Annotated in this window: 22 protein-coding genes and 1 tRNA gene; 15 read left to right on the forward strand and 8 right to left on the reverse strand. The window is 36.0% G+C overall.

Features of this window, described 5'->3' with window-relative positions:
- Positions 1–57 precede the first annotated feature (57 nt).
- The gene (locus MUW56_RS18925; RefSeq protein WP_292014652.1) at positions 58–486 is read right to left on the reverse strand and encodes a type I restriction enzyme HsdR N-terminal domain-containing protein; all 429 of its coding nucleotides are present in this window, start codon (positions 484–486) and stop codon (positions 58–60) included.
- A gap of 7 nt (positions 487–493) precedes the next feature.
- Between MUW56_RS18925 and holA the strand changes: the two genes are divergently transcribed.
- The 3 genes from holA to MUW56_RS18940 all read left to right on the forward strand — a co-directional run bounded on the left by holA (position 494) and on the right by MUW56_RS18940 (position 3910).
- On the forward strand, positions 494–1531 hold the full coding sequence (gene holA / locus MUW56_RS18930) for a DNA polymerase III subunit delta (protein ID WP_292014653.1): 1038 nt from the start codon (positions 494–496) through the stop codon (positions 1529–1531).
- Between the two features lie 236 nt (positions 1532–1767).
- On the forward strand, positions 1768–2712 hold the full coding sequence (gene trxB, locus MUW56_RS18935; RefSeq protein WP_292014654.1) for a thioredoxin-disulfide reductase: 945 nt from the start codon (positions 1768–1770) through the stop codon (positions 2710–2712).
- Positions 2713–3532: 820 nt separating this feature from the next.
- On the forward strand, positions 3533–3910 hold the full coding sequence (locus tag MUW56_RS18940; protein ID WP_292014655.1) for a VOC family protein: 378 nt from the start codon (positions 3533–3535) through the stop codon (positions 3908–3910).
- A gap of 406 nt (positions 3911–4316) precedes the next feature.
- Here the strand turns inward: MUW56_RS18940 and MUW56_RS18945 are convergent, their stop codons facing one another.
- On the reverse strand, positions 4317–5171 hold the full coding sequence (locus tag MUW56_RS18945; protein WP_292014656.1) for a hypothetical protein: 855 nt from the start codon (positions 5169–5171) through the stop codon (positions 4317–4319).
- 239 nt (positions 5172–5410) lie between these two features.
- On the opposite strand from MUW56_RS18945, the gene MUW56_RS18950 reads away from it, so the two are divergent.
- From MUW56_RS18950 to MUW56_RS18970, 5 genes are all read left to right on the forward strand, one after another.
- Positions 5411–5495 (forward strand) — tRNA-Ser (locus tag MUW56_RS18950).
- A 577-nt stretch (positions 5496–6072) separates the two neighbouring features.
- Positions 6073–6219: a hypothetical protein gene (locus tag MUW56_RS18955; protein WP_292014657.1), complete on the forward strand. Its 147-nt coding sequence runs from the start codon at positions 6073–6075 to the stop codon at positions 6217–6219.
- Positions 6220–6371: 152 nt separating this feature from the next.
- Positions 6372–6659 (forward strand): hypothetical protein, encoded by a 288-nt coding sequence (locus MUW56_RS18960; protein WP_292014658.1) that lies wholly within the window; start codon positions 6372–6374, stop codon positions 6657–6659.
- Between the two features lie 93 nt (positions 6660–6752).
- Positions 6753–7433: a GLPGLI family protein gene (locus MUW56_RS18965; RefSeq protein ID WP_292014659.1), complete on the forward strand. Its 681-nt coding sequence runs from the start codon at positions 6753–6755 to the stop codon at positions 7431–7433.
- A 94-nt stretch (positions 7434–7527) separates the two neighbouring features.
- Positions 7528–10197 (forward strand): hypothetical protein, encoded by a 2670-nt coding sequence (locus MUW56_RS18970; protein ID WP_292014660.1) that lies wholly within the window; start codon positions 7528–7530, stop codon positions 10195–10197.
- A gap of 184 nt (positions 10198–10381) precedes the next feature.
- Here the strand turns inward: MUW56_RS18970 and MUW56_RS18975 are convergent, their stop codons facing one another.
- Genes MUW56_RS18975 through MUW56_RS18990 form a run of 4 tightly spaced genes read right to left on the reverse strand, consistent with a single transcriptional unit; the run spans position 10382 to position 11740 of the window.
- Positions 10382–10759 carry a hypothetical protein gene (locus tag MUW56_RS18975; protein WP_292014661.1) on the reverse strand — a complete coding sequence of 126 codons (378 nt, stop codon included), beginning with the start codon at positions 10757–10759 and terminating at the stop codon, positions 10382–10384.
- Positions 10750–11181, reverse strand: coding sequence for a hypothetical protein (locus MUW56_RS18980; RefSeq protein WP_292014662.1), 432 nt, complete (start codon positions 11179–11181; stop codon positions 10750–10752). Before MUW56_RS18980 ends, MUW56_RS18975 begins: the two co-directional genes overlap by 10 nt.
- Positions 11168–11542 (reverse strand): hypothetical protein, encoded by a 375-nt coding sequence (locus MUW56_RS18985; protein ID WP_292014663.1) that lies wholly within the window; start codon positions 11540–11542, stop codon positions 11168–11170. Before MUW56_RS18985 ends, MUW56_RS18980 begins: the two co-directional genes overlap by 14 nt.
- 9 nt (positions 11543–11551) lie before the next feature.
- On the reverse strand, positions 11552–11740 hold the full coding sequence (locus MUW56_RS18990; protein WP_292014664.1) for a hypothetical protein: 189 nt from the start codon (positions 11738–11740) through the stop codon (positions 11552–11554).
- 1029 nt (positions 11741–12769) lie between these two features.
- On the opposite strand from MUW56_RS18990, the gene MUW56_RS18995 reads away from it, so the two are divergent.
- Entirely contained in the window at positions 12770–12997 is a 228-nt protein-coding gene (locus MUW56_RS18995; RefSeq protein WP_292014665.1) for a hypothetical protein, read from the forward strand.
- 149 nt (positions 12998–13146) lie between these two features.
- Here the strand turns inward: MUW56_RS18995 and MUW56_RS19000 are convergent, their stop codons facing one another.
- Both MUW56_RS19000 and MUW56_RS19005 read right to left on the reverse strand, forming a co-directional pair.
- Positions 13147–14601 (reverse strand): sigma 54-interacting transcriptional regulator, encoded by a 1455-nt coding sequence (locus MUW56_RS19000; RefSeq protein WP_292014666.1) that lies wholly within the window; start codon positions 14599–14601, stop codon positions 13147–13149.
- 5 nt (positions 14602–14606) lie between these two features.
- Positions 14607–15746 carry a VWA domain-containing protein gene (locus MUW56_RS19005; protein ID WP_292014667.1) on the reverse strand — a complete coding sequence of 380 codons (1140 nt, stop codon included), beginning with the start codon at positions 15744–15746 and terminating at the stop codon, positions 14607–14609.
- 670 nt (positions 15747–16416) lie between these two features.
- Between MUW56_RS19005 and MUW56_RS19010 the strand changes: the two genes are divergently transcribed.
- From MUW56_RS19010 to MUW56_RS19035, 6 genes are all read left to right on the forward strand, one after another.
- Positions 16417–18594 (forward strand): phage baseplate assembly protein V, encoded by a 2178-nt coding sequence (locus MUW56_RS19010; RefSeq protein ID WP_292014668.1) that lies wholly within the window; start codon positions 16417–16419, stop codon positions 18592–18594.
- Positions 18594–19472 (forward strand): hypothetical protein, encoded by an 879-nt coding sequence (locus tag MUW56_RS19015; RefSeq protein WP_292014669.1) that lies wholly within the window; start codon positions 18594–18596, stop codon positions 19470–19472. Before MUW56_RS19010 ends, MUW56_RS19015 begins: the two co-directional genes overlap by 1 nt.
- A gap of 3 nt (positions 19473–19475) precedes the next feature.
- The gene (locus tag MUW56_RS19020; RefSeq protein ID WP_292014670.1) at positions 19476–20846 is read left to right on the forward strand and encodes a PAAR-like protein; all 1371 of its coding nucleotides are present in this window, start codon (positions 19476–19478) and stop codon (positions 20844–20846) included.
- A gap of 28 nt (positions 20847–20874) precedes the next feature.
- Positions 20875–21639, forward strand: a complete 765-nt coding sequence (locus tag MUW56_RS19025; RefSeq protein ID WP_292014671.1) for a PoNe immunity protein domain-containing protein — start codon at positions 20875–20877, stop codon at positions 21637–21639.
- 804 nt (positions 21640–22443) lie between these two features.
- Positions 22444–24144: a HAMP domain-containing sensor histidine kinase gene (locus MUW56_RS19030; protein WP_292014672.1), complete on the forward strand. Its 1701-nt coding sequence runs from the start codon at positions 22444–22446 to the stop codon at positions 24142–24144.
- Positions 24125–24781, forward strand: coding sequence for a response regulator transcription factor (locus MUW56_RS19035; RefSeq protein ID WP_292014673.1), 657 nt, complete (start codon positions 24125–24127; stop codon positions 24779–24781). Before MUW56_RS19030 ends, MUW56_RS19035 begins: the two co-directional genes overlap by 20 nt.
- The last annotated feature ends 443 nt before the right edge of the window (positions 24782–25224 follow it).

Here is a 25224-nt window from a genome sequence, read left to right on the forward strand (position 1 = left end):
TCCGTAAAAAATGAGAAGAAGCCGAATGGTACTCACTAATGCTTTAAAGAATCTTTACTATGGTCTGTAAAACTGATACTGTCCGTCTTCATAATACGCATTGATATGCTGGAGTCCATTCGTCAGAATAATTTCTTTAGCTCCGATAATGGAATTGTAGCGGGCCGTTTGCTCAAATGTTTTTTCTGTTAATTTGATTTGGGGAGCCTTGCATTCAATCAGGATGACAGGTTCTGTTTTTTCTGTAATAAGAAGGTCGATTCTTTTCGTTAAGCCGTTTAAAATGATCTTTTTCTCGGTGATCAATGCCGATGCAGAATAGGATTTTACAGTAAGGTAATAATGTATCCAGTGCTGTCTGACCCATTCCTCGGGAGTGAGCAGAAGATAAGTTTTACGAACCAAATCATAAATAAAAAACTTATCTTTGTCTTTCTTGAATTTAAAATCAAAAGTTTCCTGAAAATTCAGTTTTGGAAGTTCCATTTATAAGATGAAAGAATTAGATTTAATCCTCAAAAATATTAAAAATAAAGAAGTTTTACCTATTTATTTTTTTCATGGAGAAGAAGCCTACTTTATTGATGTCGCTGTAAAAGCCCTTGAACACAACTTTTTGGAGGAAGATGAAAAAGCTTTCAACCAAACGGTTACCTACGGAAAAGATACTTCATACCAGGAAGTTCTTTCTCTGGCAAGACAGTTTCCGATGATGGGGGACAAGCAGGTGATCATCGTTAAAGAAGCTCAGGATCTGAGATTCGGTGAGGAGGAAAACAGAATTCTGGAAATGTATGTAGAAAATCCGGTGCCTTCTACGGTGTTGGTTTTTGCTCATAAACATAAGAAACTGGACAGCAGAAAGAAAGCGGCCAAAGCCTTAGATAAGGCCAAAGCTCTTTTCCTGAGCGAATCGGTAAAGGAAAGCAACCTTCCGAAATGGATCGCTGATGAATGCACAAAGCTTACCATTAAAACAGCCCCCAATATTTCCCATCTTTTGGCAGAATATCTTGGAAACGATCTTTCAAGGATTGCCAACGAACTGAATAAATTAAAGATCATCCTTAAAGAAGGCGAGGTATTGGACGGAACCATTATCGAAAACCATATCGGAATCAGTAAGGAGTACAATGTTTTTGAACTTCAAAAGGCTTTGGGAACGAAAAATGCCAATGCAGCTTTCAAAATAGCCCATTTTATGGGTAAGAATCCGAAAAACAACCCTTTCGTGATGTTGTTGGCCAGTCTTTACAACTATTTTTCAAATGTTATTATCTACCAGACCATGGCAGGTCAGCCGCCACAGGTCATTGCCTCACAGATGGGAGTCAATCCGTATTTTGTAAAAGATTACGCAGAAAGTGCCAGGCTGTATCCCTTAAAACATGCAACCAGAGTCATTTCCATCTTAAGAGAATTCGATATGAAAGGAAAAGGACTTGGGGCGGTGAATATGGGAGAGGCAGAACTGATCAAAGAATTGGTTTACAAAATTATTAATGTAGATAAGATTAAGATGAAAGTGTGAGGTGGAGATATGAGGTAGCGAGTTATAGATACAGGTTTGGGTATGAGCTGTTAGAAATAATACCCCGAAAGTTTTAACCCATGAGTCCCGAATCTTGAACCTTGCACCCCGCAACAACAATCGACATTTGACATATTAGATATTGACAAGTATCATTAAAATAACTTTAAAAGACAGTAAAAATTACGAAATTAGCGGTCTTAATTTAATTCAATCTTTTTCGAACAAAGTAAATTATGGAGCAAAACATTTTAGATTGTGTGATCGTTGGATCTGGACCTTCTGGTTTCACAGCTGCTATCTATGCAGCAAGAGCAGACTTAAAACCTGAATTGTATACAGGTTTGGAGCCGGGCGGACAATTAACAACCACTACAGAAGTTGACAACTTTCCAGGGTATCCAGCCGGGATTACAGGTCCTGAAATGATGATGGATCTGCAGAAACAGGCAGAAAGATTTGAGACAAAGGTTCATTATGAAATGATCACTAAAGCTGAATTTTCCAAAGAAGCAGGCGGTGTTCACAAACTGTATGCAGGAAACAAAGAGATCCTGGCAAAAACAGTAATTATCTCTACGGGAGCTACAGCAAAATATTTAGGTCTTGAAGACGAGAAAAAATATGCAGGAGGCGGAGTATCTGCCTGTGCGACATGCGATGGGTTCTTCTACAGAGGAAAAGACGTTGTCGTAGTGGGAGCAGGAGATACGGCAGCAGAAGAGGCTACTTACCTTGCCAAATTATGCAGAAAAGTAACACTATTGGTGAGAAAAGACGTTTTCAGAGCTTCAAAAGCAATGGTACACAGAGTAGAAAGCACTCCGAATATCGAAGTGAAATTCCACCATGAGTTAATTGGAATTGAAGGGGAGAACAGCTTGGTAGAAAGAGCTGTGGTGATCAACAACCAGACTCAGGAGACTTCTACAATAGACGTTGAGGGAATCTTCATCGCGATCGGGCATAAGCCTAATACGGATATCTTTGTAGGTCAGGTAGATCTTGATGAAAACGGATATATCCTTACTGAAAAAGGGTCTTCAAGAACAAATCTTCCGGGAGTATTTGCTGCCGGTGATGTTCAGGATCATATCTACAGACAGGCCATTACTGCTGCCGGAAGCGGATGTATGGCGGCTATGGATGCAGAAAAATATTTAGCTGAATTACACGGATAGTATTCAGTTTATACAATACGAAGCGTGCCCGGTGGGTGCGCTTTTTCTTTTTCAGCTATTATAGCAATTTTTTTGTTGGTAAAGCGCAAAGACGCAACGTTTTCTTAATCCTGATGTATAATTTTTAAGGCGCAAGAAAATCAAAGATTTTCAGCAGGGATAAAACGTTATCAATTTTATCGGAGATACAATCTTTGCACCTTAAAGCAGTTTGTTTTTAATATCCTTCGCGCCTTTGCGTTTCCAATAAGCTGTCATTTTTTCATGGATTTATTTTTGGATAATCGCGAAGGCACAAGGTTTTTTTATCCTGATGTATAATTTTTAAGGCGCAAGAAAATCAAAGATTTTCAGCAGGGATAAAACGTTATCAATTTTATCGGAGATACAATCTTTGCACCTTAAAGCAGTTTGTTTTTAATATCCTTCGCGCCTTTGCGTTTCCAATAAGCTGTCATTTTTTCATGGATTTATTTTTGGATAATCGCGAAGGCACAAGGTTTTTTTATCCTGATGTATAATTTTTAAGGCGCAAGAAAATCAAAGATTTTCAGCAGGGATAAAACGTTATCAATTTTATCGGAGATACAATCTTTGCGCCCTAAAGCCGTTTGTTTTTAATATCCTTCGCGCCTTTGCGTTTTAAAAACATAATAAGATTCTCAGTTTTTAAAACGCAAAGCATTCGATCCATAACCACGATTAAATTAAATTCGTATAAAGTATCATAATCCTATAAAAACATTAATATATTTGTGAAACTGCAAAACGATCCGGATTTGCATTCCATTGTATATAAACTAAACAAAAACGAATAAAAATGAAAAGAGTAACCGCTATCGGAGGAATTTTCTTTAAGTGTAAAGAACCTGAAAAAGTAAACGAATGGTATAAGACCCACCTGGGATTGGAAACGAGTCCATACGGTACTAAATTCGACTGGAAAGAAGCAGATTCCGGGAAGAAAGGATACACGCTTTGGAGCCCTTTTAAAGAGTCTACGCAATATTTTGAGCCTTCCACAAAAGAATTTATGATCAATTACCATGTAGAGAATATTGAAACACTGGTAGAAGAGCTGAAAAAAGAAGGTGTGACGGTGCTGGATGAGGTAGCTACCTATGAATACGGAAAGTTTGTACACATTCTGGATCCGGAGGGAAATAAAATCGAATTGTTTGAACCGGCAGAAGAGTAGTCTGCCTGATTTCAACCACAAAAGTCACAAAAATTTTTAAAATGCTTTACCTGTTTGAAGTGATCTGCTTTGGGTATAAAAGTACATATAAGCTTTTGAAAATCTTTAGGTTCCCCGGAATATCACCATTGAAGAGGGGAGAATTCCCCTTCTTTGGAGGGGTGGCGAAAATTCAAAGAATTTTTGACGGGGTGGTTATCACGCCAGCCAGTCTGCAACCACCACCAGATACTTATGAAATCTGCGGGTACTTTCCAAGGTCCCTGTAGGCCGTTCCTGAACCGCTGAGGCTCCCGACCCTTATGAAAGTAGTTCAAGGGGCTATGGAAGTAGGTAAAAGGTTTAGCAATAATAAAATAAAAACAGCTTCCGAACGGAAGCTGTTTTTATTTTTACAGTTGGAGTTTTAATCTAAAATATATATTTTCTTTTCTTTAAGATTGAATCCCAGTTTTTTACCAAGCCAGTTAATACTTGTCTTTCCTTCGTAGATCAATCCCTCAACAAAAAAGACATTGGGTTTCTCCACTTTTGCAAACGGATTAGAAAGAGAGGTGATATTCCCTTTATAAAACTTAGTGATGACTGCAGGATCAAATTCACTTTTCTTTTCAACAGGCTGAAGATCTTCTTTTTTGATATTTAATGTATTTATAAGGCGTTCGCTTAGCCAGAAAGAATCATTGCCGGCTCCGGAATCCAAAAGCACATTGATCTTATAGGTATTGTTCAACAACACGTATGTAGTAATGTCCATAGACTGGTCTGCATTGGTAGACAGCTGGATATCCAGCACCTTACTGCTACTTAGTTTTTCTTTTGGAAATACAATTTCCCTGTTGGCGTAATCGATGATGAATTCGGTATCATAAAGCATTGGCAGGGAAATTAATCCGTCAATTCCCTTGATCTCTGTATCATGGGTGGCATACCATGTATTTTTAAACTTTTTACCATTAAAAATAATCTCTTTTGATCTGAATATCGGAACGGTCATTTTTTCACCGGTTGCACGAAAAGCAGTCAGGAAATTATAGGATTCTTTCTGTCCTAGGTTTTTGGAAAAGCTTCCTAAAAACAGATTGATTCCGCCTCCCGTGTCAAAAATGAAATTTCCTTTTTTACCTTCCACTTCGGCCTGTACAATAAGGTGGCCGGACGGCAGTATGTTCAGGGGTGCTTTCTGTGCAAATGTAATGGAAGAATATAGAAGTACTGAGGCGGTAAGCACCGACTTTTTAATAAATGATTGAGTAAACATCTGAAAATAGAGTTATGGTTTTTAGTTGTGTTTCATCAATGGATGAACCCTGCAAATATACTGTATTCCTTTGGATGAAGTGAGGAAATAGGGGGAGATGCTAAATCCGATAAAAATAATCAACCTGATTTTTAGTTCATTATTAAGTTTTGTTAAAATTTGTGTTGCAAAAGTTTTGCAGAAATTAAAAATCGTTCTATATTTGCACCACTGAAAACAACGGTATAGCCGGAGTTTAGGGAGAGTTGGCAGAGTGGTCGATTGCGGCAGTCTTGAAAACTGTTGACTGTAACAGGTCCGGGGGTTCGAATCCCTCACTCTCCGCGAATACTAATCACAACCTACTGAAAACCAGTAGGTTTTTGTTTTTATTAGACTTTTTTGTTCCACATTTTACCCACATTTCTTAACAAGTAAAAATAATGATTTTTACTTTCTGTTCCATGTTTTACAAATATTTGGAGGTGCAAACTAAAGCTATATCTCCTGAAAAATATCGAAACTAAAAATAATTTATCTTTTTTAAATAAATAAAAAAAGCCTGATTTTAAAGAGAGGCGGCATTACCAAAATTAAAACGAAGGGACGGGGTTGTTATTTATATAGTAGCTTGAAGCATATATAAAAAGCAGGTTCAACAGTTAAAATGGGTCTTCACATTCTGGATAAAACCAACATTCTCAAAATATAGTAGAGTAGACTAATAAAAATTATTTTAATTCTACAGACGACCCGATACTGTTGAAACATTTCATCTTTATTAGAAATATCATTAAAAAATTTACTCACATGTATTAAAATCACTCAAACTGCTTTTAATCAACGAATTAACATAATATTTTTTTTCTTTCATCAATGAATTATTATTTATATTTGAAAGAAGATTTTAAAAAATTCACTTATGAGAAAAACAATTATTGCCTCCTTATTTATGATATTGGGTACAGGATTAGTATTCGCAGGAAATAGCAAACCATCCAAGAAAGATGAGAATTTAAAGAAAAAGAAAGTAAAGGTACATGCACCGTTAGCTGTAGTGCAACAGTAACCAACCCAAGTACCGGAGCAAGTATCACTTATACTATGACTGCTGGAAACATTTTTACAAGTTGTGCAACAGCTCAGCAAAAGTGTAGTTCAAAAATGAAGGCTACTTTAGGTATGGAACCAACAGGATATGAACTTTAATTTTAACATGATATGAGAAAGATTATTTTAACAACAATGTTTTTAGCAGCAGGAATGGTAAGTGCTGCAAATGGTTCAAAAGGCACAGACCCTTCTGTAAAAAAGAATTTGACAAAAAAAGCTGAAACTAAAACAGTTTGCACTGTATCTTGTTCAACACAAGTTCAAATTGGAATGAACACACTAACAATAACATCTACTGCTGGAAGTATTTTTACAAGTTGTGAAACAGCTGCTACCAATTGTACAAAAAAATTAATGAGCAAAGTTTTAGACATGGCAATGAATACTAATGCTTAATAAATAATTTAACCTTTTAAATTAATTTATATCAAAATCAAACAAGTTATTTACACTTCAATGAACAACTTGTTTTTTTAATATTTTAACCAAATGATAAATAGAAAGCTTGTTTTATTACTTATATTTCTGACTTGTATTCTAAGAGCTCAGACTTTTACAGGGATATATATATTTAAATTTAATTCTGCTGTTCCATCTCAAACCTATAATAATTTAGTTAATTCTCAAAATAAAACTTGGTTTGTAGAAACAAAGCTTGAGTCATTGACAGACCCAAATATAGAGAAAGTTACTAAAGATGGTGTAACTATTGAAAATGTTTCAGATGATTACAAAAACATTACACCAGCCTCTAGTCCTGAATATTATAAAGATGAACAAAATAACAGCTTATATTCAAGAAATTTTTATTTAACAAAAGCATGCTATATCAAAGAAAATCTTGACCAATTTAACTGGAAAATTTCAGAGGAAACAGTCAACTATAATGGAAAAAAGTGTAATGTTGCAACTTCTGATTTTCATGGAAAAAAATGGACTGTATATTTTGACACAAGTATTCCCTTCAATGTTGCTCCTTGGAAGTTTTACGGTTTGCCAGGTGTTGTGGTGTATGCTAAAACTTCAGATAATTTATATGTATTTGAATTAAAGGAATATAAAATTACCGAGCAAAATACAGAAGTTAAAAATGCTTTTGAAAAAGAGAAATTCATTACATGGGAAGGTTATAAAACTGAGTACAAAAACTATTTAAAAAAAACTCATTAAAAAATGGAGTGCTGATAGTGAAGATGGAAATGGAGGTTCAATTAAAATGGGTGATACAATAGAAGATTTAGGATTTTCAGAGATTAAATAGAAAATGAAATTTCAATTTTTAGAAAAATATAATTTAAAGGGAGCATATACTATGTTCCTTGTTTTTTTTCTATTCCCATTTTTTGCTTTTTCCCAAACCTTGACAGGGAGTATTGTTTCTGAAACAGGAGGTAGAATCCCTTTTGCCAATGTCATCATTAAAGAAAGTGCCAATACAGAAAAAATAAGTGAATTTACTTTAGCTAAGAATGGAATCTATTCCATCAGCCTCAAAAAAGCTTATCAAAAAATATTTGTTGTTGTAAATGCTACAAATTATGAGACTGTAGTAAAAGAAGTACAAGTAACCGATAAGAATGAAAAAATATCTTTGGATTTTACATTGAAGAAAGAAAAAGTAAGAGAAATACAAGAAGTTATTATTAAGCAAAAAAAAGATGCTTTTGAGGTAAAAGAAGATACTGTAGTATATGATGTTTCACGGTACAAAGACCCCTCTGATAGAAAGATACAGGATGTTCTAAGAAAAATGCCAGGAATAACTGTAAATGATAAAACAGGAGAAATAAAGTATAAAGGAAAACCTGTAGAAGCTGTTAAGCTTGAAGGAGATGATTTGTTTGGCACTAATTATACTATTGGTACAAAAAATATCAATGTAGACATTGTTGAAAAAGTTGAAGCTATTGAAAATTATTCGGACAATCCACTATTAAAAGGTATTGAATCATCGGATAAAGTTGCTCTAAACTTAAAAATCAAAAAAGGGAAAATAGATTTTTCTGGAAATATTGATTGGGCAAGTGGTTTCAATGCTGATTCTAAACAAATGCAAGCCATCAATGCAAATTTATTGCAAGTTGCAAAAAATTATAAATCCTTTCTAAATTTCTCATATAATAATATAGGGGTTAATCAATCTCCCTATGACTATTTCTCCAACGGTCTTTCTATTGACCAACAAAAAGATTCTAATTACTCTGCTAATAAGGTAATTCCTGATAATTCTTTCGGAAGCTTTTTAGATGATAATAGGGCTAATAGAAACAATGCTTTTTTTAGTAGTTATAATTTAATTTTTAAAGCAGTTAAAAAAAATAGCACAAGAGTTAACATTTCCTATCTAAAAGATAAACTTATTCAAGATGTTTATAATGAAAACATAATTTTGGGTGAGAATCTTACTCTTTCAGACAGCTATAATACAAGAAAAACACCTGAATTATACAGGGTAGAAATAGATAGCAAAACTAATACTTCAAAAAAATCTCTTTTAGAATATAAGCTAGCTGCATACAATGAAAATACTAAGCAATACAGTTCCATTGTTCAGAATGGAGTTAAAAATTATGAAACAGATTTATTAACAAAGAATAACTTTTTTAAACAAACCCTTCAATTTACATATAAATTGAATGAAAAATCTGCACTTCAATTTAATACAAACTATTCATGGAATAATCTTCCTCAAAGCATAACTTCTTTTCCAGATTTTAGTATTACTGATGATGAGCAATTTAAAACACAGTTTAGTAACTTTAAAAAAAGCATCTTAGATTTTCAACTCTTATTTTTAGGGAAGCATAAAAATGTGAAATATCTTTTCTCTATAGGAAGTATTAACGAATCTAACAAGTATAATTCAAGAATTGAAGGTACAAATATAAAGTCTTTTGAAAATACTTATTTAAACCAATTTACTAATAATAGAAGCTCATACTATTTCTCAGGACAGATTAATTATAACTTTTCAAAATTCTATATTCAGCCTTCCTATAATCTTGTTTACCAAAAACAAAACATAGAGGCTACGAATATTGAAAAAAATAAGCTTTTATTCGAACCAAAATTATACTTAAAATATAAAATTAATGATACTTCTTTAATTAATGGGATAGTTAGTTATAGTCAAAAACCATTTTCAGAGGATAAGTTAATCATGAATCCTGTATTTATAAGTAACAGAAACGTTATTAGTAACGTAACATCTTTAGAAATTCAAAAAACATTTAATAGTAGATTAAGTTATGTAATAAATGATTTATATAAGCAATTAAATTTTAATTTAGGAGTATATTATACTAACGATAAAGGCAATTATTTTTCAGAAATAAATATTGCTCCTTATCTAACAAGCTATAAGTATTTTTATTCTCCTAATACAAGAAACATTTATGGACTGGATTTTTCTTATGACAAATATTTTTCTTTTTTAGATAGTGTAATTAAATTGGGTTCTAATGTGTCATTTTCAAATTATGAAAACATTGTTAACAGTTCCCAGATTAGAAAAATAAACAGTAATTCAATAACTAACGATTTTTCATGGAGAACAGTTTTTGACTTAAAAATAAACTTTGAAAATAAATTCACCTACAATATCAATACTATTAAAGTTGAGGAGGGTGAAAAGAATATTTTGAAATCATTTAATAACAGTTTTAAAATTATAGCAAAACCTTTCAGGAAAGTGTCTCTTATTTCTGGAATGGATTATTTCCTTCCGAATATTGATAAGAAAACAAATTATATTTTTATTGATAGTACAATAAAATATACAGTTAATAGGAGCTGGGAACTTTCCTTTTTTGCAAAAAACTTACTCAACAAAAGAAACATCACCGAGATTGACATAAATGATTACTCAATTAACACTACCAATGCTCAGATAATTCCAAGGTATTTTCTATTGAATATCACATATAATTTTTAATAAAATTGTTTTTTTCTTGAGTCTGCCATTTGTTTTTGATAAACATTTGATAATCATATGTTTAATATGGAAAAGAACCTATTCGTGTTATTACAAGGCAAACGTATAAGAAAATTCCCTCTCAAAAATTGGAGGGAATTTCTATATATTAAACCTCGTATAAGGTCTATGCCTGTCTTTCGATTTATAAAGAATTTTGCTCGGTTACACTGACTTTATAGTTTGGAAAAGTCTGAATCTCTTTAAAGTACTTGTCATACCTACGATTCAAAGGAATCATTTTTACAGAATCTTTGATTTCTCCGTTAGTCAGCTTTTCAAATCTTTTTTCCACAGTATCTCCCAAAGATTCACCTATAAGTTCTTTAAAGTGAGGATTGATAAAATAGTTTATACTGAACAGTCCAGTTTCATCACAGTTTAAACCCATTTTTACAAAAGGAGTTATAAATTCCTCCATTTTAAAGCAGTTTCCTAAGTTTGGAGTTTCAGTATGATTGCACTCGATTCTGGTTCTTAAATCCCCAACCTCTAAAAAGCCCTGAATTTCGATTAAAAACATAATGTTCTTGTGGTTTTGTTCGATTTTTGAGCCTCTAACGTGGTAAATTTGACAAGTTTAGAATTATTGTACTTTTCTTCAAAAAAATGAGCAAACAATACTGGATTCAAATCAGGTATTTCTTTCTTCGTTTCCAGAAACACAAAAACTACAAGTTTTTCAATATATTTACCAGTAGAAAAACCACATTTTACAAGTGCTGTTCGGGTTTCCAGAATTTCAATACGAGTTGGATAAACTCTGTTACTTGTTACATTCCCTTTTTTATCAATCCCGTTCCAAGCCAGAAAATCTAATACAACCTTTTGAAAAGGCACAGAGTTAATATAGTTATAACGGGGAACAGTAATAATATCCCTTTCGTTCTCATCTATTGGAAATAGCCAATTATTAAGCTTATTATGAAATCTATTCCCTGTCATGACTATTATTTGTATTTTTCTGGCTATTTGTAACTAATGCACCTATGATTCCAGCACCAACAATCAAGATAACCACAATTAAAATTGTATTATTACTACCGTCATTGCTGGGCTTTTGGTAACCAGTATCTTTTTTAATACAGCTTCCATCTGGTTGCTGGGTGTAATGTTCATCAACATTAACCCTTTCACCTTGAAACGAAGGTGATTTATCCTCTGGTGAACTGAACGGGTCAACATCACTATTTTGAGTATTGGCTTGTACGTTTCCAGACTGACTATAGTTTCTATTTTCAGGAAGTGGTGTACTCTGGTAAATATCTTCAAACTTTGCTACTTCAAGATTTTCAACCTTTTCCAAAGATTTTTTCTAATTTTTGTCCTTTACTGGGTTTATGTTTTTCAAAATCTCATCAACAGCCCTCACACTCTCATTTTGAGTCTCTTTCATTCCAATTACGGGGTCTATTGCTGAAGGTGACTGATTGTAATAATCCTGTTGTGTTTGTGCATTTGTCAGAATTGTAAACAAAGTTAAAGGTAATAATAACTTTTTCATATTCAGTATTTTAAAATTATTATTCTTTATCTAAATAAAAAAGAGTACTCAAAAAACCTTCAGATTTTGTCTGAAGATTTTTTTGATCCCCTAAAGAAGGTTGTAAAAGTGGAACTGCAGCTGCAGCTGATTAAGATTACTATAAAACAGCCTTTCTGACTACAGTCATAATCTGTATCATTCAGATTTGCCAATTTTGATGATCGCTGTTGGAATAATATTACAGTTTAAACACCATTACAAGATTATATATGAAGAAGCGTTTTTTTGAGAGATTTTTAAACTGGTCAGCATACTTTACGGGAGACCCCATACTTTTTATCGGTGGAGCTATATTGATGATGATCTGGATTGTAGTATTCGTTTTGTTTATTGTACGGATTTTACAAAGTTAATAGGAATAGGTTAGCCTCTGTGCTGACCGTATTTCATAAAAACAATAATAAGAGGCTGTCTCAAAACTAGACCTTGTCATTCTGAACCTGAAAAGAATCTCCGGAAATCAAACATTTAAGATTCTTTACCATATTATATTTCGTTCGGAACCGCACTTTTGAGACAGCTTTTTACTATGAATAAAAAAATCTTTATGTCACTGTGTTTACAACAGCATATTGTTAAATCATCTATTTTATTTCCAGTACTTTTAATAGGACAAGATATCTTAATACATGAAAGGCAGCAATATGTCATTTTAAGAGTACACCTTAACGGTTAATGAGCATACATTGATTCCCACTCAAACGATTTTTCCAAACCGGGTCTGTTAGAAGAACTTTGAACTTTTGTTCCGGCAGGCATTCGGCTTAATGCATCAGATATTTCTTTATGCTGGGTCACTTCTTTTAGCCATCAGATGTATGTAAAGCGATTCTGTAATATTAAAGAAAGTCAATATTCTTTGTTCCGGCTTTTTTTGTAATTTGGCTGGCAGCAGAAAACGCCCCATACAATCTCGGCACAATAGAGGCGGGCAGAAATTTCACGACAAAAAAACTAAAAATAATAACCAAAAAATTTAAACTAACCATGGAAAAAGAGTTAACTGAATTAACCGACCAGGAATTATTAGAGAAAAAGAAAAAGATCAAGTCTGGCGAAATAATGAATGCTGCGATTTTGGGAGCACTGATTGGTATTGCCGTTTACAGTACGGTAAAGCATGGTCTTGGGCTTTTCACATTTCTTCCATTGCTTTTTGCCCTTTTTATGGCTGGCAGATGGAAAAAAACAATAAGGCCCTGGAAGAAGAATTAAAATCCAGAAATCTAAAGTAAAAAATAGCGGAGTAAGTATATTCAAACTCCTACAGAAAAAAGTTCAGCCCGTTGCTAAAACAACGGGCTGATTTTTTATCGATCGGGTAAAGGTGATCAATAGATTCCAAGTTTTTATATGGAACCTCTCTAATTTCGTAAAAACTGGCCAATCCCTATGGAATCAAAGGTAAAGGCAGACCGGTTTTCGGATTTATCGATTTTACTGCTGATGGTTAGTGCCCATAAAACCAGTTCTTTGCAGAAATTCAGGTCTTCCGTGCTTAATTCTGAAGCATTTTCCTCAACTACAGTTACCAAAGGGGCGATACTGTTGAGTTTAGCATAGAATTCCTCATCAGTATCATTGTAATTGAGTTCCAGATGATTTTTGTTGAACCATCTGATTAATTCGGTATAAGGAGTTTTGATTCCCTCTTTTTCCAGCTTGGGAATACGGGGGAATATCTGTTCAAACTGGGCCATGACAGCTTTGTCAATTAATATTTTGGCTACATAATCCGCTCCTTCCTGTTCTCCTTCATAGACGAGTTCAATTTTTCCAGTGATAGAGGGAATAATCGACATAAAATCAAGCAGGCGGACTGTCGTTTTTTCAGCTCCCGATTCGATCAGGCGCAATTTGGCTGCTGCGAATAGATTTTCCATAGCGCTGATGGTAAGACGTGCACTGACGCCGCTTTTGGCATCCACATATTCGCTGTCACGGGCGGCAAAGGCAACTTCCTCCAGGAGGTCTTTTGCCAGACCGGGAATTTGTATCTGTGATTGATCCTCAGATGAAATCATCGCTTCCTGCTCGGTGATCTGTCTGGCAAGTGCAATGGTTTTGGGATAATGGGTGAAAATCTGGGATCCGATTCTGTCTTTCAAAGGCGTTACAATACTTCCACGGTTGGTATAATCTTCCGGATTGGCCGTAAAAACGAACTGAATGTCAAGAGGCATTCTCAACTGAAATCCACGAATCTGAATATCGCCTTCCTGTAAAATATTGAATAAAGAAACCTGGATCCGGGCCTGTAAATCCGGGAGTTCGTTGAGAACAAATATCGATCGGTTGGCACGCGGAATCATTCCGTAATGCAATACCCGCTCATCCGAATAAGGCAGTTTTAAAGTAGCCGCTTTGATGGGATCAATATCCCCGATTAAATCGGCGACATTCACGTCAGGAGTCGCCAGCTTTTCAAAGAAACGGTTGGAACGGTGTACCCAGGAAATTGGAGTTTCATCACCCAGTTCTGCAATCAGATCTCTGGCAAACTTTGAGATAGGATGAAAAGGACTGTCATTAATTTCAGATCCTTTTACGATAGGCAGATATTCATCAAGCAGGCTCACCATACTTCTGGCAATCCTTGTTTTTGCCTGTCCGCGTAATCCCAGCAGATTGATGTGGTGGCCGGCAAGAATGGCCTTTTTCAGCTGGGGAATTACGGTGTCTTCATAGCCCCAAAGTCCTTCAAATACAGGTTCTTTAGCTTTAATTTTTGAAATTAAGTTAGCCTGGATTTCTTCATTAATCGTTTTATCAATATATCCTGAATCTTTTAATTCTTTGAATGTGATCTCTTTTTTCATTTCTTTTATATTCTCTTTATTCTGTTTCTTTCGTAATCTTCAAAAATCATTTGTCCTAAACCTGATAGCCCTGTTAAGAAGGCCTTCCCGTTATTTTGAGCGGTAAATGCCTTCACAAACTGACGCAGGTAAGGATCCTGGGCAATCATAAAAGTGGTAATAGGAATTTTCAGTTTTCTTGCCTGTGCAGCTCTGTTGAGACATTGGGTGACGATCATTTCATCCAACCCATAGCTGTTTGTATAAAATTCTCCGGTGGGAAGCTGGATACAGCTCGGCTTTCCATCAGTGATCATAAAAATCTGCTTGTTGGTATTTCTTTTTCTGCGGAGAATATCCATCGCCAGTTCTAATCCTGCCACTGTATTGGTATGATAAGGACCCACTTTTAAGTAGGGAAGGTCTTTGATTTTAATAGGCCAGGCTTCATTTCCAAAAACAATAATATCTATAGAATCTTTGGGATATTTTCTTTTAATCAGTTCCACCAGGGCCATAGCCACTTTTTTCGCAGGCGTGATGCGGTCTTCACCATATAAGATCATGGAGTGGCTGATATCGATCATAAGAACGGTGCTCATCTGTGCCTTATGCTTGGTTTCCTCCACGATGAGATCATCTTCTGTCAGACGCAGGTCTGAAATTCCATTATTGATCTGAGCATTTTTTAAACTTTCAGTCATATTCACGGCAGAGAGGTCATCTCCATATTGAAAAGAACGGTTTTCGCCGTCCCGTTCATCTCCGATCCCTGTTTTCGGGGTACGGTGATTTCCAGCACCGCTTTTCTGCAGTTTCCCAAAAATCTGGTCTAAGGCATATTCGCGGAGGGCAGCCTCTAGCTTAGGCGTGAGTATATTTTTTCCTTTGCCTTTTCCTGAATCGCCGGTTTCAGGATCTTCTTCCTTAATATATCCCCGTTTTTTTAAATCTTCTTCAAAATCCTGAATAGAATATTCATCATTAAAAATGTCATATTCCTTATCAAGCATGTCGAGCCATTCGAAGGCTTCCTCAATATCTCCGGAAGTATGGGTAAGTAAATCTTTGAAAATATCAAAGACCCGGTCAAAATTTGATAATTCTTCTGGGACATGTTTGCTGAACGTAAAGCCTTTCTGAGAATTAAAATCTTTATTTGTCATAAGATGATGAAGCTTTTTTGCTGTTATTTGCTTTTAAATACTTGAGATGAAAGCTGGAATCTGGATCATTTCATTAGTTTCAAACGTCTTTATTCAATGAATGATCTGCAAGTATTTTTGTATGCTTTGCTTTGTTTCAAACTGAAAAGTTAGGAAAATATCCTATTAAGATTCTCAATGAAAAATAGAAAATACTAATGGTAATGATATGAAATTAGAATATAATACAGCGTATGTAAATAAGTTGTAAAAATATAATCCTGCACGAAGGGACTATCTCTGAAAATCTGAAAAGGATCTTATCGTAACATTCTGAATCGATAGGTATTTATTTCCGGAATGACATCAGAAGTAAAATTCCTGTCGTAGAATTACTACAATTTTTGAAATAAGTCCCAATTCATTTGTTGGTGATTTTTTTAGATAATATATTGCATTACCAAATCAAGAAAAAAAAGTATGAAAAGAAACCTAGCCCTAAAGCTTTTACTGATAAGCTCATAGAGAAGATTTTTTAATCCATATTGACTCTTTAGAAAACTTACCTGGGAGCAGTTGAAGTCAATTTTGCAAAATTAAATGCATCATTACCGGCTGTCTTCGCAGGTTGAAAATCTTGCCTTAATAAAAGGTATAATTTCCAATTAAAATCAATACAAAAAACGTTGTCATGTTTAAAGAAGGAAAAAATTTTCCCAAGCAGAGAATAGATTCAAATAAGGCAGATATGGTAAATAAAATCCAGAAAGATATCCACGATACCGATCCTGGAAAAGCGATATCACTGCCTGAGAATATAGCAGATGGCAGAAAGAAAATTATGAATCAGCCCATCATCCCTAATGACCCTGCCACTATTCAGGATAAAGTATGGTCTAAACAGCCTACCTCAAAGATCTTTAATGCAAAGGCAATCCCGGAAAATGTGATTGCTGGAATCAACAGAGTGGTACGGCTTGACATTTTTGTTGAGGGAGAAGCGATCAGGTTTTTTAAGCATTTTAAGCTTAGCCAGAGTGCGGTGAGGCACCATGAATTTAATCTGATACTTGCTCATGATACACTCGGAGGAATAGAAAACCATAATCTTGAAGAAGCCCAGAAATTTCTGGGTAAAAGGATAACTGTGGTTTTCAAATACAAAGATGTAGAGGAGGGGCCTGAAAGAAATTTTGTGGGAGTCATTACAGAAGTAGGTTTCAGCCAGGAAAAAGGAAGCCTTGGAAATCTTGTTTTGAAGGGCTCCAGCCCGACTGTTTTACTGGATGCCGCGCCCCATATCCAAAGTTTTGGCGGTGCACAGCCCATCAGTCTGAACAGTATTGCCCATCATGTTATAAAAGAAGGGCTTGGACATGGGAAATTCGATTTTCGGGTAGATGCCCGCCATGGAAATATTCCGTACAGCTCCCAATATGAAGAAACCCATTACAATTATCTTGCAAGGCTGGCAGAAGCTTATGGTGAGCAGTTTTTCTATGATGGAGAGGTACTGCATTTCGGGCAGCTACCCCCTCAGGAACAACCGGTCAAACTTACCTATGGCAGCAATCTCAGCGATGTTGCAATAAAAATGAGAGCCCAACATGTCAATCCTACTTTTTACGGCTACAGCAGCAGTAAGAATGAGAAATTTACAGGAGGAAGCTCAAAGATCAATCATACTTCTGATATTGCACAGCGTGCCTATGAGATATCGGAAAAAACCTTTTCAACTCCTTCGCTGCGGATAGCTCCAATAAAGGCATCCTCCTTTATGGATATCGATGCTTCTCAAAAGGGAACTGCCGGAAGTAAAGCTTCCGAAGTATTTGTTACGTCGGGGTGTACCACTGTTCCTTTCCTATATCCCGGCTGTATTGTAGATGTTGAAATGCGAAAAAAAGACAGCAATGATACCTCTTATTTTACCAAATTAATGCTCATAGAAGTGATTCATGAAGTGGATGCCAGAGGATATTATGAGGGCTCTTTTGATGCAATTGCTTCAGACACAGGCTTTATTCCTAGACCGGAATTTGCGGTTCCCATTGCAGAACCGCAGTTTGGAAATGTTATTTCCAATACGGATCCGCTTAATCAGGGGCGTGTTCAGGTTCAGCTTGACTGGCAGAACGGGCAGGATACCACAGAATTTATCCGGGTGATGTCTCCCGATGCGGGAAGCAGTGAAAAAGTCGGCAAAAACCGGGGCTTTATGTCCGTTCCTGAGGTTGGGGACCAGGTGATTGTAAATTTTGTACATCTTCATCCCGACAGACCATTTGTGATGGGCGGAATGTATCATGGAGGTATTGGCTCAGGTGGCGGCTCAGGAAATAATATTATGAGCTTCAGCGGAAGAAGCGGTGCGGAACTGAAATACGATAATGGTGCCGGTTCCATGAATCTGAAGGATCAGGGAGGTGCCAGTATGTTCTTCGATGGTGCCGGGAATGCAACTGCCAATGCTAATGTGAATCACACAACGAATGCGGGAAGCAATCATATGGTCAATGCAGGGGCAGCAAGTACGATCAATGCGGGAAGCAGCAGCTCGATCAATGTGGGAGGAGAAAAAGGCGCTCCGCCCCAATCATTACTGCAAATGGATGCAGGAGGAAATATTATTCTGGAAGGAAAAACAAGTATTGTATTTAAGGTGGGAAATAATTCGATTACCATTTCCCCTGAAGGAATAATCACTACGGTAAGCGATGGAAAAGTAGAAACAATTGCCTCTACGGGGCCCGTAACGATAAAAAGCGGTGCCGCCGAAGTGGGTATAGACGGAGCGACCAAAGTAAATGTTTCCGGAGGTGATATGGTACTTATCTCAGGAAATGAAGTAGAAATAAATCAGTCATAATGGAAAATATCGTTTTACATATCCCTGTAACATCTCCTCAGTTGTATCAGATTTCCACCGCGATGCAGATACAATTGGGAACCTATACCGTTAAAATGATCGAAGATGTCGAAGTGGAATTCAGTTACCTGTTAAACGCCAATAAAGATCCTGTGGTGAAAATGAAGGTGAAGAATATTTCCTTTGACAACTCTCACCCTGATTTTTTTAGCTTTACCAGTCTTATCAATTCACTCTTAAACGAAATCCTTGCTTTGCCTGATCAAGAAGGGAAATGTATTGATGTGGTGATTCCTCATTGGGAAGAAAAATGGGCAGAACTGGAAAGAAAGCTTAGCAAAAGTTATGAGGATAAAGAACTGGTGAAGCAGACTGCCGAGCAGATCCGTCGTTTTATTAATGATAAAGGTAGGTTGGTAAGACAGTTAAATAATAGCGGGTTTCATCAGCTGTTCTTTGCCGGCTATTATAAAGATTATTCTATGCCTGTAAAGGAAAATCAGGTATTTGACACGTTAATTCTGGGAGTAGACTTATTCATCAAAAAAGAATGGGAAGCAACTGCAATTCCTGATACAAATGCCAAACTGGTAAAGGTTACAGGAGAGGTTGATCCAGAAAAATTTGACCGGAAGAGCTACACCAGAAATGTAAAGGAACTGGTCAATCAATATGATCTGAAAATTGATTATTCCTTTGATTATGAAGAGTCCTATGTGTTTGATATCCATGATGTTCTTCAGGAAGCGGAGACCTATCTATCTTTTATAGAATCTCCCATTTACAGTTATACCGTAGCAAGGTCATTGAAAAATATATCTCCGGATAATCATTTTTCTTTTGTCTTACCTGCTTTGGAAAATACAATAAAAGACTAGGCCATGGCTAAGAAATATATACCGGATAACAGCTGGCTTACCTGTGATAAAGGCTCCGTACCGGTACAGCTTAAAGTTACCCATCACAATAATTCCAAGATATACGGAGAATTTCTGGCCAATGAAATGGACATGATTCCCGGAGAGAATATTCAACCGTTGGGAGTGTGCTCTGTTATAGGAGGACCATGCAAATTTGCACCCATTTATTGGGATAAATGTAATGAAGGGGTAAAAGTGAACGGGTATAAGCTGGTCTTTGAAGATGCCCATTTGCTTTGCCAGCAAGGGGGGAAGATAGCTGTAGACTTCAATGCTCCCTCATCCAGTTCAGGGTTCTGGTTTTCATATGGCGGTGTGGCTATGGCAGGGCAATGGATGAATTATAACGGAGTCCTGGATTATAACCAGAGAGGCGTGATCTATGACATTGAAAAAGGGAAAATGTCAATAACTGTTGATTCCGGATCTCAGCATAGAAAAGGAAACTATGGTGAAATGAAAGACCAGGTGTACCATAGAGAGCAGGGGTGGCGCGATATCCGGAAGGAAGCACCCAATATGGATATTGACAAACCCACAGCATCAGGTATTGATGGTGCTTATGAAAAGGGCGGTGTGTTTAAAGAAACCGATGCGAAGTATGACCAGGCAAAACTTAAAACCAATAAAGGAAGTGGAAATAGGGAGCTGGATGTAAAATGGACTAATGATCATATCGACAACGGAGCGATTACAAGTGCCGAAGACGCCAGACAAATGAGAAGAGCGAATAATAACGTCTCATTACAACGAGCTGTTACCCACGTGGATACAGATGGAAATATGCGGAATATTCCTGTGAATGATGATGCCTATAGAAAAGGTGCAGGAGCCATTACGGAGATGGAAATGAAACCGACCTCAAAAGCCAGTCAGTTTATACAAAAAACTCAGTCAGCACTTCGTAATTCTAAACCGGTAAAGGCATTGGCAGATTCAAAATTTTCGGCTGCCGTACAAGGAAGCAAAGGAGCAACGAAAGCCAATGATGCCTTATGGAAGGCTACACAGGTGGTAGAATCCAGCCCTGCTCTTAAAACGACGGGAAAGGTATTAGGGCGGGGAGCAATTGTAGTAGGAGTAGCTTTGGATGCTGCAAGTATTTATTCCGCCTATGAGGAAGAAGGAGAGTTTGGAGACAAAACCCAGCAGGCTACAGGATCTGCTGTCGGAGGATTAGCCGGAGGATGGGCGGGTGCCGAAATCGGGGCGGTTATAGGAACTGCGATATGCCCGGGGATAGGAACCGTTGTAGGAGGAGTAGTGGGAGGGATTGTTGGCGGGCTGGTAGGAAGTGGGGCCGGATCTAAGATCGTAGATTGGTTATTTTAACTTAATTTAGTGGAAACAAAATATAATTATGGGATTTTTCAACAAGATATTCGGAGAGGATAAGGAAAACAGCGGTTCCTCACAAAAAATAAGAGCACAATATAAAGATATAAATTACTTCAATAAGGAAATTGAGAGGATTGATCTGTGGATGAAAGATGATGAAGAAGATTTTCAGGTCTATAAAGAAAAAAATGGGAAATTAGAGAATCATCACTACATTGAAGCTTGTAATATTAGACTTCAAAAAATCCAGAATATCTATTCTAAAGGTGAAAAAATAGAAGTCTTATCTCCTGTTTTAGATGAGGCATTAGGCTTTTTATTTCAAGCGGATCCCAAGGAATTTACTGATAATTCCCTTTTTCTTAAATGCTGCTCCTTGCTGGTCCTTCTTAAAAAACAGCAGGAATATAAATCAGAAATACAAAACTTTATCAGTGTTTGGCAAAAGGAAAGTACAGCTTCTGAATTTAAACCGATACCGCTTCTTTACTTTATAATGGAAGCTACAAATGACAGTACCAGCACTAATGATTATCCTCCCTTTATATTACTGGAGAATATTACAAGCCTTTCCACCAAAGAAGCTGAAGAGGCAGTAAAGAAATATTTAGAAGACTGGTATAACCTGCATCAGGAAGATGCATGGTATAACTCTCATTTAAGAGACTGGGGGTATAGTGGATATTGGGCCTGGGAAGTGGGAGCGGTAGTGAAAAGGATGGGATTGAATGATAACAGTTTTAAAGACAATCCCTATTATCCGTATGATATGGTGCACTGGAAATAAGGACTTGAACACGTCATCATACAAAGCCCCCCGAGCTGTATTTATATTATTCCTTATTCTGAATGAGGTAAGGTCTGCCATTCCAAATAATAATCAGGGCTGAGCCGGAAGGGACAATCCAGCCCTGAATGTTCCTGAATCATTTTTCTACAGAAAATCCCTTTCACCCAATCTTGCTGATCAGGATAAGCTTCTCGATGGGAATGCGCTCATCTGCTATCCGTTTTTCATGTATGGCTACATCTTTCACTAATAATCCGGCTTTCCAGGCGGATCATCTGTCCGGTCATTACAACAGATGCCATGAGATTCCCGTATTTTAAATTTCTGAAGTTGGCTTATAGATTGTATAATCAATGGCTGAGTATGATAAGACCGATTGTTATTTTGAAAATTACTTCCGTGATAACATAAATTCTGATGCTCATGAGAGCCCGGGAATAGGGTAAGGCTAAAAAGGCTGGAACAGGGATGTTGTATGTGAATGTAAAAATAATTACAAGGTATTGAACCGTTAACTTTTTACATCTTATTTAAAAAAGAGATTTATGTTAATGAAATCTTAAAATTTTATCCGTATTTTGGTATAAGGAAGAATTAAATTCTCCGTTTATGATCTGATATTCAATATTATTAAGAAGAAAAAAATTACTTTAACTTTGTGAGTCAAATGATATACAGCAGTTATGAAGCTTTTGGAGGCTCTAATGTATTGTTTGAAAACAGATCCCAAACGAACTTATAGGAATCGCGAAATTAAATAGGCGATAAGTACATATGAAATATAAATTCTTAAATTTTAAATTGAGAAAAGTTGTTCATTATTCACTGATCCTGTGTATTTTATTGATACAGGTCATTATAGCAATATTTTTTTATACCGAGTTTGTCAATGAAAAGAAGCTGAATTTTATTAAGACTCAGCTGGAAGAAAGCCGGGCGCTGGGAGGTTTAACGGAAAATTCCCGCAAAGATTTTATGGATGCGCAGGGCTACCTTCAAAAATATATGATCAGCCAGGATGATAAGGATCTGCAGCTCTATTTCCAGTCATTGAGAAAGCTTAAGAATAATTTTGACAAGATCGGTGAATACGAAAAGACAAGTCCCAGACTGAAAAATAGCCTGGTGCAGCACAAAAGTGATACCCTGAAAGTGACCAAGCTAAAGACCTTGATCGATTCTGCATATCAGACCTCGCTGAATCCGCCCACGAAGGCCCAGGAAAAGGAATATGAGCCGGAAAAGTATAAGAATGACTTTGAGGATTTTAATATCCAGACCCGTACGTATGCGGATACGATCAAAAAGAAAGGTTTTATGGGGCGTTTAAAAGATGCCATAACGGGGAAAGTGAATGTTCAGAAAGAAAGTACCGTTGTTACTTTAACCAATAATAAGACCATTGACCTCTCTCAGGTAAAATCTAAGATGAATAATGCGATGAAGTCTATGGACAAGCATTATGCGGCTGAGGTGAAAAAAGTTCAGCTGTATGCTGCCCAAAAGCAAAGGAATAATCTGCAGTTTTACAGTAACTTCAGCAAGCTTTTGGTATACAGCAACGGACTGATCGAAGTTTATGAAAATGCCATTAAAGACTTTAAATCGGAATTAGAAAAAGAATATAATAAGCAAAGTTCAGATAATAACAGGATCAGAACATATCTTGTGCTTGGATTGATGATCCTGATGTTTATCGTATCCATTCTGATTATGTATTTTACAAGAGTTGCCTTTATTTACGAAAAGAAACTTAATGCAGCGAATGAAGAAATTAAAAGGAACCTGAATTTCAAAAACAGGATATTAGGAATGCTGAGCCATGATCTGAGGTCTCCGCTGAAAATTATCAATATTTTCATTGACAAGATCCACAGGACGACGAAAGATGACACCATAAAAGATTATCTTCAGTCTATCAAGTTTACCAACAGTACTTTGCTTATTCAGTCTAACCAGATCCTGGAATACACCAGGAATCAGGAAGCGGAGAAAAAAATGATCAATACGGTTTTTAATCTTAAAGATGAGCTTAATTCTATTGCAAAGGTCATTACTCCTTATATAGAAACCCGGAATAATAAGTTCGTTGTCACAGACATGATCCCTGAAGAACTGGTAGTATGTGCCGATAATATAAAGATCAATCAGGTATTTATGAATATTCTCGGAAATGCCAACAAATTTACAGAAAACGGTCAGATAGACCTTACCATGATCACCGAACCTATAGATCAGAACAAAATTTCGCTGATCACAACGGTAACGGATACAGGTATCGGAATATCAGAATCTGATGTAAAAAAAATATTCGAACCCTATTACCAGGGCGTGGTTTCTGATGAAATTGACAATCTTGGGGCTGGCCTGGGACTGAGCTTAGTGAAGGAAATTGTAGAGCTTTTTGACGGTGAAATATCGGCTTCAAGTAAATTATATAAAGGAACAAAAATAACATTCAGGATCAATTTAAATCGTTATAATGATGGAAACACCAATTGAAAATAGAGAAATTACATTTCTTTTAGCAGATGACCATAGTATTGTAAGACAGGGGATGGAGATTATCATCAGTGATATTGTTCCCAATGCTATCATCTATCATTCTTCATCTTTAAAGCAGTTGGTAGAGCTGGTGGAATCCAAAGAAATAGCGATGGCCATCATAGATGCTCATTTTCCAGATGGGAACAGTCTTCATATTTTATCTCAAATGAAAAGTGTGAATCCTGATATTAAAATTTTGATTTTTACAGGACTTGAAGAGGATCTTCATGCACTCAAATTTATTAAAGCAGGAGCAAACGGCTACCTTAGTAAACTGAGTGAAGAGGAAGAAGTGAGAGAAGCGGTCTTAGAATTTATAAAGAAAGGGGAATACTTTTCTGCTGTTTCCCGGAATTTATTGGTACAGTTTGTTTTTAACCCGGACTTAATCAATCCGCTTAGCCGTTTGACGAAAAGAGAATTACAGATTGCCGAAATGTATGCAGAGGGATTGGGGAATCTGGAGATTTCCAATCAGCTGGATATCAAGCAAAATACAGTCAGTACGATTAAAAAAAATATCTTTGAAAAATTGAAAATTGAAAATCTTGTGGAATTGATTGATTTGATCAAAACGCACCACAAAATTTAGAATTTCGAAAAGCTCTTTTCTGGCTTTTTCCTATTAAAATTGACATATCGATAAATATCGATATTGTATTCGATGCCTATCGATGGGGATTATAAGAGATTTAATTGATTAATGTTGTTACTTTGCACTATAAAATTTACCCAATGGTTAATCAGAATGCTTTTGATTATACAGAACGGTAAATGAATATAACTATGCAAATGATAAACTATAGTTATAAAAAAAGCAAATGATGAAATTAAATGTCAGAGTATAAATAACCCTACACCTATAGGCTTCTTGACAAGCTTATTACCCAAAAAACACAAACATAATATAAAAAAGGCAAATAGGTATTTTCAAGTTATTTAATACAAAAAAAGGAGGCAGGAGCCTCCTTTTATATTGATCATCAATTGTAAATGTTATCGCATTTTTGCTCTGCTTTCAAAGTATTAGTGATT

It is taken from the genome of Chryseobacterium sp. (assembly GCF_022869225.1).
Taxonomy (GTDB): Bacteria; Bacteroidota; Bacteroidia; order Flavobacteriales; family Weeksellaceae; genus Chryseobacterium.

Excerpts from the sequence above, each read along its gene's own strand:
- MUW56_RS19035 (WP_292014673.1), top strand. The coding sequence starts at position 24,125 with ATGATGGAAACACCAATTGAAAATAGAGAAATTACATTTCTTTTAGCA.
- MUW56_RS18980 (WP_292014662.1), bottom strand. The coding sequence starts at position 11,181 with ATGACAGGGAATAGATTTCATAATAAGCTTAATAATTGGCTATTTCCA.
- MUW56_RS19015 (WP_292014669.1), top strand. The coding sequence starts at position 18,594 with ATGGAAAATATCGTTTTACATATCCCTGTAACATCTCCTCAGTTGTAT.
- MUW56_RS18995 (WP_292014665.1), top strand. The coding sequence starts at position 12,770 with ATGGAAAAAGAGTTAACTGAATTAACCGACCAGGAATTATTAGAGAAA.
- MUW56_RS18970 (WP_292014660.1), top strand. The coding sequence starts at position 7,528 with ATGAAATTTCAATTTTTAGAAAAATATAATTTAAAGGGAGCATATACT.
- MUW56_RS19010 (WP_292014668.1), top strand. The coding sequence starts at position 16,417 with ATGTTTAAAGAAGGAAAAAATTTTCCCAAGCAGAGAATAGATTCAAAT.
- MUW56_RS18965 (WP_292014659.1), top strand. The coding sequence starts at position 6,753 with ATGATAAATAGAAAGCTTGTTTTATTACTTATATTTCTGACTTGTATT.
- holA (WP_292014653.1), top strand. The coding sequence starts at position 494 with ATGAAAGAATTAGATTTAATCCTCAAAAATATTAAAAATAAAGAAGTT.
- MUW56_RS19020 (WP_292014670.1), top strand. The coding sequence starts at position 19,476 with ATGGCTAAGAAATATATACCGGATAACAGCTGGCTTACCTGTGATAAA.
- MUW56_RS19000 (WP_292014666.1), bottom strand. The coding sequence starts at position 14,601 with ATGAAAAAAGAGATCACATTCAAAGAATTAAAAGATTCAGGATATATT.
- trxB (WP_292014654.1), top strand. The coding sequence starts at position 1,768 with ATGGAGCAAAACATTTTAGATTGTGTGATCGTTGGATCTGGACCTTCT.
- MUW56_RS18975 (WP_292014661.1), bottom strand. The coding sequence starts at position 10,759 with ATGTTTTTAATCGAAATTCAGGGCTTTTTAGAGGTTGGGGATTTAAGA.
- MUW56_RS19005 (WP_292014667.1), bottom strand. The coding sequence starts at position 15,746 with ATGACAAATAAAGATTTTAATTCTCAGAAAGGCTTTACGTTCAGCAAA.
- MUW56_RS18945 (WP_292014656.1), bottom strand. The coding sequence starts at position 5,171 with ATGTTTACTCAATCATTTATTAAAAAGTCGGTGCTTACCGCCTCAGTA.
- MUW56_RS19025 (WP_292014671.1), top strand. The coding sequence starts at position 20,875 with ATGGGATTTTTCAACAAGATATTCGGAGAGGATAAGGAAAACAGCGGT.
- MUW56_RS18990 (WP_292014664.1), bottom strand. The coding sequence starts at position 11,740 with ATGAAAAAGTTATTATTACCTTTAACTTTGTTTACAATTCTGACAAAT.
- MUW56_RS18940 (WP_292014655.1), top strand. The coding sequence starts at position 3,533 with ATGAAAAGAGTAACCGCTATCGGAGGAATTTTCTTTAAGTGTAAAGAA.
- MUW56_RS18960 (WP_292014658.1), top strand. The coding sequence starts at position 6,372 with ATGAGAAAGATTATTTTAACAACAATGTTTTTAGCAGCAGGAATGGTA.
- MUW56_RS18925 (WP_292014652.1), bottom strand. The coding sequence starts at position 486 with ATGGAACTTCCAAAACTGAATTTTCAGGAAACTTTTGATTTTAAATTC.
- MUW56_RS18955 (WP_292014657.1), top strand. The coding sequence starts at position 6,073 with ATGAGAAAAACAATTATTGCCTCCTTATTTATGATATTGGGTACAGGA.